Source organism: Bacillus sp. TH25 (assembly GCF_016650935.1).
In the GTDB taxonomy this organism is placed as follows: Bacteria; Bacillota; Bacilli; order Bacillales; family Bacillaceae_G; genus Bacillus_A; species Bacillus_A mycoides.
The window spans coordinates 566606-577843 of record NZ_JAEKEU010000039.1 but is presented as its reverse complement, the minus strand read 5'-3'; the positions used below and the strand labels follow the sequence as shown (position 1 = coordinate 577843).

Sequence of the window (11238 nt, the reverse complement as noted above, 5' to 3'; positions counted from 1 at the left end):
GTTTTGACTAAAAAAAGCAGGTGATTTCTCATCACCTACTTTCCCCCCTACTCATTCAATAAATAATGCTTTCCTTTTACTACATAAAATACATTCTCGGCAATATTTGTAACATGGTCTGCTACACGCTCAATATATCTTGCAACAAAGGATAGTTGTGTAATTTGTGTAATCGCTTCTGGTTGTCCAGGGATAGAGGAAATAAATTCACGAATCGCCTTCCCATAAATTTCATCAACTGAATCATCCATTTCAGCAATTTGTTTAGCAAAAGTTAAATTTTCTTGCTCATATGCTTCTAATGCTAAATTTAACATCTTATGAGCAATCTCAAACATTTCCTCAAGATTATGTAAGCTAACAACCACTTCTTTTTCACCAAGACGAATTGTTGATTTCGCAATATTAACAGCATGGTCTGCAATACGTTCTAAATCTGTCGCTGTTTTAATTGAAATGAAAATTCTTCTTAAATCACTTGCTACAGGCTGCTGCTTTGTAATAAGCATAAGCGCAAGGTCATTTATTTCCTCTTCTAAATTATCCATGCGATAATCCCCATCAATGACTTCTAACGCTTTCTCTACATCCCTGTTGTGAAGACCTTCCATAGCAATCAATAAAGCTCCACTTGCTAGCTCACCAAGCTCGATCACCTTTTGCTGTAACGTTTTTAAATCACATTGAAACTGTTCTCTTACCATCATTTCTTCCCCCTCAATATTATGTGCCATTTTATATAAAGTGAAACTTTAATCAGTGGGGGTTTTGTTCATCTCCCACTGATTATTAGCCTTCACCAATCGAGCGTTTACGGGCAGCCCGACTCCCACCTAACTTCTTTGCTCCATCCGAATTTTGAGGTGGGAGTTTTACTCCCCCCGCAAATAGCGGGATAAATCCCCTACCCAGCCTCTTGTATGTTTATTAAGCCTTAAGAAAAGAGAAATATTACTCCCCTATTTAAAATGAGGTGAAAATGAGAAATGCCCTCTGTTAAGAGGGCATTTACTCTTAGCCTTGCTAGCGATATCAACCAAATCGTCCTGTAATGTAGTCTTCTGTACGCTTATCTGCAGGTGTTGTAAATAATTTGTTCGTATCTGTATATTCCACAACTTCTCCACTTAAGAAGAAAGCAGTTTTATCTGAAATTCGTGCTGCTTGTTGCATGTTGTGCGTTACGATAACAATACTAAAATCTTTCTTTAACTCTTGAATTAATTCTTCTACTTTTGATGTTGAAATTGGATCTAGCGCCGATGTTGGCTCATCCATTAAAATTACGTCTGGCTCAATCGCTAAGCAGCGTGCAATGCATAGACGTTGTTGCTGACCACCAGATAAACCGTATGCATTATCATGCAAACGATCTTTTAACTCATCCCAAATAGCTGCGCCGCGCAAGCTATTTTCAACAATTTCATCAAGTGTTTTTTTGTCACGAACACCATGGATTTTCGGACCATATGCTACATTTTCATAAATAGATTTTGGGAATGGATTTGGCTTTTGGAACACCATACCCACATGCGTACGTAATTCTTCAACCGGATATGATTTATCAAATATGTTTCGTTCTCTATATTCGATAACGCCCGTAGTTCGAACGATAGGCACTAACTCTACCATACGATTTAGCGTTTTTAAGTATGTTGATTTCCCACAACCACTCGGACCGATAATCGCTGTTACTTCATTCTCATGAATACTTAAGTTGATATCTTTTAAAGCATGGTCTTCTCCGTACCATAAATTTAAATTTTTCGTATCAAATACTATTTTTTTTGGTGCTGTCTCAATTTTTTTCTCATTTTTCACCTGTACATTTACTACTGTTGCTACCATTTGAATTCCCCTTTCATCCACTTCCAACTTATTTTCGATTTCGTAACCATAAGACAAATATATTTATAAAGAGCAACAATCCTAGCAAAACAATCATCCCAGCTGCTGCTACATACTGAAATTCTTCTTGTGGTCTACTCATCCAATTAAAAATTTGAATTGGTAAAACCGTAAATCTATCAAGCATACTGAACGGAACATAATTTGCAAAGGCAAGGGCCCCAATAACTAATAATGGTGCTGCCTCACCAATTGCTCTCGATACCGCTAACGTACATCCCGTTACAATCCCTGGCAAAGCGACTGGCAATACAATTTGATACATCGTTTGCCATTTCGTAGCACCTAATCCGTAAGAAGCCTCTAGTAATGAGCTCGGCACAGTTCTAATCGCTTCTTGACTAGCTACAACAACAGTTGGTAAGACGAGTAAACTCATCGTCAGTGCCGCTGCCATTATGCTCTCTCCCAAATGGAGAGCGTATACGAAAATAGTTAACCCGAGTAAACCAAACACAACGGAAGGTACCCCTGCTAATGTTTGATTATTTAATTCAATTAACTTTTTAAAAACGGACTCCTTCGCATAATGCTCTAAATAAAGAGCTGTTCCGACTCCAAATATAAAAGAGACTGGTATAACAATGCTCATAAATAGTATTGTTCCTGACAAAGCAGCGACAATCCCAGCTTCTCTTGGATTACGTGAGGCGAAGTTTGTAAAGAAATCTATTGAAAGATAACTTATACCTTTTTCAAAAATTTGAAAAAGCAATATAAAAAGTATTACTACTGAAAACAAAATTGCTATATAAAACAAACACTTGTAAATCCGATCTTTTAAAAAACGCGATGCCATATTTTCTTGTATGTTCTTATGGTTTAACATTCGCATATTATGTCAACCTCCTAAAACGGCGCATAATATATTGCGAAATGATATTCATAATAAAAGTAAACATAAATAACGTTGCACCTACAGCATACATGCTGTAATAAGTAATCGTTCCGTGCGGAGCATCACCTAAACTCACTTGTACAATATAGGCTGTTAATGTTTGAATAGAATGAGTCGGATCTATCGATACATTAGGTGTTGATCCAGCTGCAATAACAACAATCATCGTTTCACCAATTGCCCTGGAAGCTGCTAATATAATCGCTGCCATTATGCCCGTAAAAGCCGATGGAAACACCACTTGTTTTACCATCTCAAAACGAGTTGCTCCTAGCGCTAATGAGGCTTCTTTAATTCCTTTCGCTACAGCTCTCATCGCATCTTCAGCGAGAGACGCAATCGTCGGTATCATCATAAACCCTATAACAATACCTGGACTAATAGCATTAAAAAACTGCAAATCTGGTATAACCCGTTGTAAAAGTGGTGTGACAACTGTTAACGCGAAAAAACCATATACAATTGTCGGGATGCCTGCTAGTAGCTCTAACAACGGTTTTAATATTTTCCGAGCGCCATTCGAAGCGTATTCGCTTAAAAACACGGCACAACCTAAACCAATAGGAATTGCTACGAACATGGCAATTGCTGTTACAAGGATTGTTCCACATATAAGTGGTAATATACCGAATTTTGGATCTTCAAAAAAAGGTAACCATTCCTTTTCTGTCAAAAAAGAATACAATGATATCTTTTGAAAAAACATGATTGTTTCATTTGCCAACGTAATAATAATTCCAAGTGTCGTTACAATGGACACGCTAGCAATGGCTTTTAGTATTAACGGAACAATTCGATTGATTCGCTGCGTTTTTTTTCTTCTATTTGTATTTCTCTCAATCAAATGTTGTACAGAAAATGTAATTTGACTTTTGTCATTATGAGCCAAAGATGAAAACCCCTTTCCACCCTGACATTACCTTTTTATTTCTGTTAACATTCGCAGCTGTTCATTATATTTTTCTTTTGGTAATTTTACATATCCGACCTCTTCAGCAAGGCTTCCAACATGCTTAATCATAAACTCAACATAATTTGCTACATTAATTTTATTTCTGATAGATGCATGATTCACATACGTAAATAGCGGCCTAGATAATGGCTTATACGTACCCGACTGAATGGTCTCTTTCGTTGGAAATACACCATCCACCTGTATTGCTTTTACCTTATCTCGATTGGCCATATAATAAGCATATCCTACAAAAGCAATGGCATTTTTATCATTCATTACCCCTTGCATAATAACTTGATCGTCTTCAGACAAGGAAACCGTTTTTACAAGGCGATTATTTTGTAAGACAACATTTTGGAAATAATCATAAGTACCAGAGTCTACGCCTGGCGCATAAAATTTAACTTGTTCACGAGGCCATGATGAATGAATTTGTGACCATCGTTTCAATCTTCCATTTTCACTCCATAATAGACGTAACTCGTCTATCGTCATATTGTTTACCCACGTATTTTGACGATTCACAACAATCGTTAGACCGTCATAAGCAACCTCAAATGGTGTAAATTGAATGGATTTTTTCTGCATTGCATTTTCTTCTACCGGTTTCATCAATCTCGAAGCATTGTTTATATCTACTTCTCCTTTACTGAAACGATTAAATCCTCCCCCTGTCCCAGAAATACTAATAGAAATTTTCACGTTTGGATGGGCCTTTGTATATTCCTCTGCTACTGCCTCTATAATGGGGAAAACCGTTGAGGATCCATCAACTCTCACTTCTCCCATTTCATTTGTAGCGAATGCAGTAGACATATTAAAACAAAGGAAACATGTCGATAATGTCAAAACTTTAATCGATGCGCTCATCCATTTCACGTGTTCTTCCTCCTAGAAGTAACCGGAAATAACAGGATTACAGATATAAGAATACTGCTAAACTATTAATTCGGTTTTAATTATTTGTAAAAGTTTTGTAAAGTCCCACAAAAACAACTGTATACACATACTTTATTTTCACTTTTGTACTTTAGATGCAGGAAATTTTCTAATCATCCATAAAGCGAAACTTTAATCAGTGGGGGTTTTGTTCATCCCCACTGATTATTAGCCTTCACCAATCGGGCGTTTACGGGCAGCAGGGCTCCCACCTAACTTCTTTGCTCCAGCTGAATTTTGAGGTGGGAGTTTTACCGCCCTCAAACGCGGGATAAAACTGCTATCGCCTATCACACACAACAAACTTAGAGCGTATGCACTAATCTTGTTGTGTTCATCGTTTTTGAAACTACATGTTTTTTCAATATTTTATGCTTGTCCACATTTACTAAACCATATGCGTAAGGCATAAAAAAAAGCACACTATCTTTTCAGATAGTGTGCTTTTTTTACAACTTTTTTATTCATCATCTTGATTTTTATTTTTTTTCGCTTTTTCATCTTGCGGAGCTTCACCAGTTAATGCTTGTTTTTTCAAATCAAAGTAAGCGTCCATTATTTCACGACTGATATATCCATTAATCCCTGTTTTATCATCATGTACCCATGGCACAACAACAGAAAATGCTACTTCTGGATCTTCAAGTGGCGCATAACCTACTAATGTTAAGTTATACGTTTCAATACGCTCACCCTTTGCATTTCTACCAATCTCTTTATCTCCGCCATACACAGTTTGAGCTGTACCTGTTTTCCCAGCGGCTTTATATGGTGCACCTGCAAAGTATTTTGTAGCTGTACCACCTGTATCGTTAAACACTTGTCTAAATCCTTCTTGAACACGTTTAATTTGTGATTCAGGCATATCAATACGATTTAATACTTTCGGTTCCATGGATTGAACCACTTTTCCAACTTCCTCTGGCTTCGCCGATGGCTGACGAATTTCCTTTACAACTTGTGGTTGCATACGATATCCACCATTTGCAATCGTCGAAATATATTGCGCTAATTGAAGCGGTGTATACGTATCATACTGCCCGATTGATAAATCTAATAAGAAACCTGGTTGATTTCCTTTACCTATTTGACCAGCAGTTTCATTTGGCAAATCAATTCCTGTTTTCACACCAAGTCCAAACTGACCAAAATAGTAACGCATAGTATCGAACGCACTTTTCGGAATATCTAACGTACCGCCTCGTACATATGGAACCCCAGCGATATTCATCGCTGTTTTAAACATATAAACGTTTGAAGACTGTTTTAACGCTGTAAGGTCATTAATATACCCCATCTGTTTCCAAGATGACTTCGTAGGTGTCCCTTTTAATTTAATTGGTTCATCTAACTGTACAGATCCAGGTTGAATCGCACCAGTTTGATACCCCGTAAGTACTGTCGCACCTTTTACAGTTGAACCCATCGGATAAGAACTTGTCATCGTTCCTAATGCAAAATCATCTACTTTCGTTTCTCCGTCTTTATTCACTAATTGTTTCCCCGCCATAGATAAAACTTCACCATTTTTCGGGTTCATCATTACAACGAATGCACGGTCTAAAAGAGGCTCGCTCCCTTTAAATCTCATTAAGTTTTTTGTAAGAATTTCTTCTACGCGCTTTTGTAATTTCATATCAATCGTTAAATTCAGATCGTTACCTCGTTGTCCTTGTGACACATTAATAGTTTCTAAAATATTACCGTCTTTATCTGTAACATTTCTAACTTCAGCTTTTGTGCCGTGTAAACTATCTTCGTACTGTTGCTCAAGGTAACTTTTTCCTACGCGATCGTTACGATTATAATCACGAACAAGATAGTGATCTAATCTTTCTCTCGGTAACCCTTCATCAGAAGAAGTTACACCACCAAGTACACTTCGGAACATATCGTCATACTTATATTTTCGCTCCCAGTCAACATTTGTATCTACACCTGGTAATTTCGCTAAATTTTCACTAATAATCGCGTATTCTTCCGGTGTTGCATTTTTTTTAACGATTTGCGGCGTCATTGCATATCCGCTTTCCATCTTGCTTTTGATCGCCAATATTTCTAAATCTTTTGCTGACAATTGATTAATCTCTTCTTCTGTTACACGATTTCGTTGACGTTCATCTAGTTCTTTATCGTCAATTTTATTCGCTTTAAACTCTTCACGATCTTTTTTTGTGATTTTTGCTTCTGCTTCTTCTTTATGTAAAGCAAGCCAATAATCTTTCTTATCGCGATCTGTTAACTTATCTGTTGGGACTTCAATTAAATCTGCTAACTTTTTCGCCGTCTCTAAGCGATCTGCTGCAGTTGATCCCTTCATTTTTGTAAATGTAATTGTACGAATAGGCTCATTATCTACGACCGCTTCTCCATTACGATCAAATATTTTCCCGCGTGGTACAGGATTACTTATCGTTGAGTTTTCTTTTTTCTCAACTTCATTTTTATATTCCTCACCACGAACAATTTGTACGTATCCAAGCCTTACAATAACCGCGGAGAACATTAAAAACACGCAAAAAAACAACACGTTTAACCGAAAAGGAACGTGGGTCTTTTTCTTTTGTTGTTTCTGCTTCTTGCTCATACAAACCCCCTCTACCAACAGCTATGTAATGTGAAAGGGACACCTTCATACAGGTGCCCTCACTGCTGTCTTACATCTTTTTCTATTCTAGCATAAAACACGCGATAAGTTAACCTTCTGGTTCAGTTTGATTCTGCGTGCTTCCTTGCGCTACAACACTGGTTTTGTTCACATTCCCCTCATCATATTTGACATTTTTAACTGCAAAATAAATAAGAAAATGTCCAGCTCCTAAAATACATAGTAAGAAAGGTAAACTTTTTTCAGGCGGAAAAAATATGACAGCACATAAAAAACTTAAAATGGAACAAATTCTTCCGGCATTTAACCATAATTCCCTGACCACTATATATTCTACACGCCATTCTCTCGCCTGTTTTGCTCTACCAATTACATCGTATGTCATTGAGCCGTACGGAACGAGTAAAATCGGATATGCAACCGCAATACATGCTGCATAAATAAGTAATTTCGTATATGTAACATTAAAAATAACTAAAAATACGACCGCATATAAAATAATGCCACCAAGTAAAATTGCTTTTTTTCGCCATTCTTTCTTTAACATACGAGCAACTAAATAATAGCATACAAATGATACTGCAGAATTCACTAAACTATATTTCCCTAGTGCTAACTCGCTACCAGATGCTAAATAGACATATACCGAAATAACGAAAATAAACGTTCCCTCTCTCAAACCTTGGAAGAAATGAGCGCGCGTAATTCTTCCCCAGTTTTCATCAACTTGCCGCTCTTTCAATACTTGCACAATTTCATAGCGTCCTTCACATTCTCTCTTCGATAAAAAAAAGCTTAGAACGACAGCAACCGCAAATAGCATTAACGAGAGGAAGAAAACGACAGTATAACCACTCCATTTTTCCATACGTGAAATTGTATATCCTGCTGCTATCGGTCCAATCATTCCAGAGAACGATGTAAGAAGTCCTAGAAAACCGTTAAAAAAATCTCTTGTTTCTGGTTCTGTAATCTCAAATGTCAACAAGTTAAAAGCGAGCCAATAAAAACCATAACCAACTCCTAAAAGGGCTCCCATTAATAAAATATAGTGAGATGCACTTTTTCCCGCTACTAAAACGACGATAAAAAAAACAGCTAACGTGCCTACACCGATTCTCAATAAAATCGAGCGATCAATACGTTTCGCTAATTTCCCGCCCACAAGAAATGTTAGAGGCTGCAATACAACGCTGGCCAAATTATACAAGCCCAGATTCACATAATTTTGTGTTTGCTTCCATAAATAAATGTTTACAAACGTATTCGATAAAGAAATTGCGAGCGTGTATAAACCTCCTATAACGAGCAATAATACTAAATCCCGATTCACTTCAACATCACCGATTACATGTTTCCACTTCATACACAACTCTCCTTTACTTCATGTTCTAGTCTTCCAAAGACAAGCTCAATTATGTAAAAGGAGAACATAGAAAAAAGCTAGGAGAAAACCCCCTAGCTTTTTTCTAGCTGTATTAACTTTAATTATTTTGCTTCTTGGTAAAGTTTTTCAGCAACGTTCCAATCTACAACGTTCCAGAATGCACCGATGTAGTCAGGACGACGGTTTTGGTAATTTAAGTAGTAAGCATGCTCCCAAACATCTAAACCGATAACTGGAGTTTTACCTTCAGTTAGAGGAGAATCTTGGTTTGGAGTGCTTGTTACTTCTAACTCACCATTGTTTACTACTAACCAAGCCCAACCAGAACCGAAGCGAGTTGCGCCAGCTTTTGCGAATTCTGCTTTGAATGCATCGAAGCTACCGAATTTCGCTTCAATCGCAGTTGCAAGTTCGCCTACTGGTTGTCCCCCGCCGTTTGGAGATAGGATTGTCCAGAAGAATGTATGGTTAGCATGTCCGCCACCATTGTTACGTACTGCTGTACGGATTGCTTCAGGTACTTCGTTTAAGTTTGCAACTAATTCTTCAACGCTTTTGTCAGCTAATTCTGCATGACCTTCTAAAGCAGCGTTTAAGTTTGTAATATACGTGTTGTGATGTTTTGTATGATGGATGTTCATTGTTTCTTTATCAAAGTGAGGTTCTAAAGCATCATACGCATAAGGTAAATTTGGTAATTCGTGTTTTGCCATTGTTATATTCCTCCCGGTTTATGTATTGTCACTACATATGTGACCTACAACTTCATTCTACCCTAATTGCCATAGGGTGCAAACAAATAAATCGCTTTGTCTTGCTATCATTAAAGTAGCAAAATTCCCACTTCTTTTCAATTAAAATGCTCATATATTCCAAAAAAAGCTTCCTTCTACAAGGAAGCTTCCTGCTGACATAATAAACATATGAAATGGATATGGACCCTGTAGGACTCGAACCTACGACCGGACGGTTATGAGCCGTCTGCTCTAACCAACTGAGCTAAGGGTCCATGATTATGTATGTACCATTAAAAACAACTATATTCCAATCGGATATATCGTTTGAAAAATGTAAGATAAATTTACCATATACGAAAGAAAAGTGTCAATTGTATTTTTCTCTACTAAAAGAAGTAAATTAACAAGAAGGAATTTAGTCCTCTCTACTATATGTAAATATAATATATCTTGAGCTTCTCTAGATTCGTACGTTACAATGATTTTATACATACATAAAGGAAGTGAATCTATGTCCATTTTTACACAGCTAGCAAAAAGCGTATATTCGCCTAAAGATATGGCGCTTTTCCGTTTTCAAAAAATCGGTAAAACCATTTTGTATATTATGCTTCTTTGCCTAATCACTACTATTCCAAGAACTTTCTTGTACGGTAGCGTTATTCAAGATGGTGTTAACATGGTAAATAAAGTAATCGAAAAAGATTTACCTGATTTTAAAATTGAAAATGGCGAGCTAACAGCTGATATTGATCAACCTATCGAAAAAGAAGATGGAAATGCCCTTTTCGTATTTGATCCAAATTCAACAGACTTAGAAAAATATCAAAATAAAACAGGTTTATTTGTTTTAAAAGATAAAGTAGTCTCCATGGGGAATGGTCAAACACAAACATACTCCTATAATGACTTATTAGGCGCATCTCTTGAGAAAAAAGATTTACAAGATTTCATTTCGTTATTTGACAGTATTTATCCAATCTTATTATTCGTTATTGGGTTCTTACTGTACTTGTTCCAATTATTTATTACCTTTGTAGGAGTTACATTGCTTGCCTTCATCGGTTCTGCGATGAGCGGTCAACGCAAATTATCTTATAAACAAGTTTGGACATTAACTGCTTACAGCTACACAATTCCAACAATCTTCTTTATGATTATGGATTTATTCAAAATAAACGTACCTGGCGCAACATTCATTTACATTGCAGTTGTTTTAATCGTTCTATACTTAACAATTAAAGAAGTTCCAAAGCCGAAAGAAAAACAAGAACTATAAAAAAATGCCTAAATAGGCATTTTTTTTTTGGACAAGCATATATTCCTAGCAAAGGAGTGAAGGATATGAAGAGATTAGGTGTACTCTTATTCGTGCTTGTCCTCGGTTATATATTTTATTACGACATAAAAATCGGTACTTTACCGATGTTAAGTTCATACAAAAAAACATCTGCTGCCCAAACGATAAAAAAAGAAAATACAGATACAAAACAAAATAAAGAGAAAGAAACAGAAAAAGAAACGGATACAGCTTATAAAGCAATCGAAGTAAAAACTGGCGATACAGTTCTTTCTATTACAGAAGCGATTAATAAGAAAAAAATTCCTTCTATTGAAAAAGTAATTGATGATTTTAAGCAATTAAATAAAAATACATCTGCTACAAAAATCCAAGTTGGAAAGTCTTATAAATTCCCCTTATATCAATAAGCAATCACTTAATCCTTGTCAATTACATAAAGGCGCTGATACAATAGTAAAAGTGAAACCGAGTACTTTGGTTTCTATAGCCCTTTCTCACACATA

Annotated in this window: 10 protein-coding genes and 1 tRNA gene; 2 read left to right on the top strand and 9 right to left on the bottom strand. The window is 36.5% G+C overall.

Going from position 1 to position 11238, the window contains the following annotated elements; all coding sequences use genetic code 11:
- Positions 1-47: 47 nt before the first annotated feature.
- The 9 genes from phoU to JFT89_RS26785 all read right to left on the bottom strand — a co-directional run bounded on the left by phoU (position 48) and on the right by JFT89_RS26785 (position 9704).
- On the bottom strand, positions 48-704 hold the full coding sequence (gene phoU / locus JFT89_RS26825; protein ID WP_002015145.1) for a phosphate signaling complex protein PhoU: 657 nt from the start codon (positions 702-704) through the stop codon (positions 48-50).
- A 328-nt stretch (positions 705-1032) separates the two neighbouring features.
- The gene (gene pstB, locus JFT89_RS26820) at positions 1033-1848 is read right to left on the bottom strand and encodes a phosphate ABC transporter ATP-binding protein (protein WP_002088644.1); all 816 of its coding nucleotides are present in this window, start codon (positions 1846-1848) and stop codon (positions 1033-1035) included.
- A 28-nt stretch (positions 1849-1876) separates the two neighbouring features.
- Positions 1877-2743: a phosphate ABC transporter permease PstA gene (gene pstA / locus JFT89_RS26815; RefSeq protein WP_016096106.1), complete on the bottom strand. Its 867-nt coding sequence runs from the start codon at positions 2741-2743 to the stop codon at positions 1877-1879.
- A 1-nt stretch (position 2744) separates the two neighbouring features.
- Entirely contained in the window at positions 2745-3695 is a 951-nt protein-coding gene (gene pstC, locus JFT89_RS26810; protein WP_002138358.1) for a phosphate ABC transporter permease subunit PstC, read from the bottom strand.
- A 27-nt stretch (positions 3696-3722) separates the two neighbouring features.
- Positions 3723-4640, bottom strand: coding sequence for a PstS family phosphate ABC transporter substrate-binding protein (locus JFT89_RS26805; protein ID WP_002138359.1), 918 nt, complete (start codon positions 4638-4640; stop codon positions 3723-3725).
- Positions 4641-5160: 520 nt separating this feature from the next.
- Positions 5161-7287 carry a peptidoglycan D,D-transpeptidase FtsI family protein gene (locus tag JFT89_RS26800; protein WP_016096105.1) on the bottom strand — a complete coding sequence of 709 codons (2127 nt, stop codon included), beginning with the start codon at positions 7285-7287 and terminating at the stop codon, positions 5161-5163.
- A 109-nt stretch (positions 7288-7396) separates the two neighbouring features.
- Positions 7397-8674 carry an MFS transporter gene (locus JFT89_RS26795; protein WP_002015154.1) on the bottom strand — a complete coding sequence of 426 codons (1278 nt, stop codon included), beginning with the start codon at positions 8672-8674 and terminating at the stop codon, positions 7397-7399.
- Between the two features lie 122 nt (positions 8675-8796).
- Positions 8797-9408, bottom strand: coding sequence for a superoxide dismutase [Mn] (sodA, locus tag JFT89_RS26790; protein ID WP_001052029.1), 612 nt, complete (start codon positions 9406-9408; stop codon positions 8797-8799).
- Positions 9409-9630: 222 nt separating this feature from the next.
- A tRNA-Ile gene (locus tag JFT89_RS26785) sits at positions 9631-9704 on the bottom strand.
- Positions 9705-9943: 239 nt separating this feature from the next.
- Between JFT89_RS26785 and yqgB the strand changes: the two genes are divergently transcribed.
- Both yqgB and JFT89_RS26775 read left to right on the top strand, forming a co-directional pair.
- Positions 9944-10711 carry a protein YqgB gene (gene yqgB / locus JFT89_RS26780; protein ID WP_002034056.1) on the top strand — a complete coding sequence of 256 codons (768 nt, stop codon included), beginning with the start codon at positions 9944-9946 and terminating at the stop codon, positions 10709-10711.
- 65 nt (positions 10712-10776) lie between these two features.
- The gene (locus JFT89_RS26775) at positions 10777-11142 is read left to right on the top strand and encodes a hypothetical protein (RefSeq protein WP_002129120.1); all 366 of its coding nucleotides are present in this window, start codon (positions 10777-10779) and stop codon (positions 11140-11142) included.
- Positions 11143-11238: the final 96 nt, after the last annotated feature.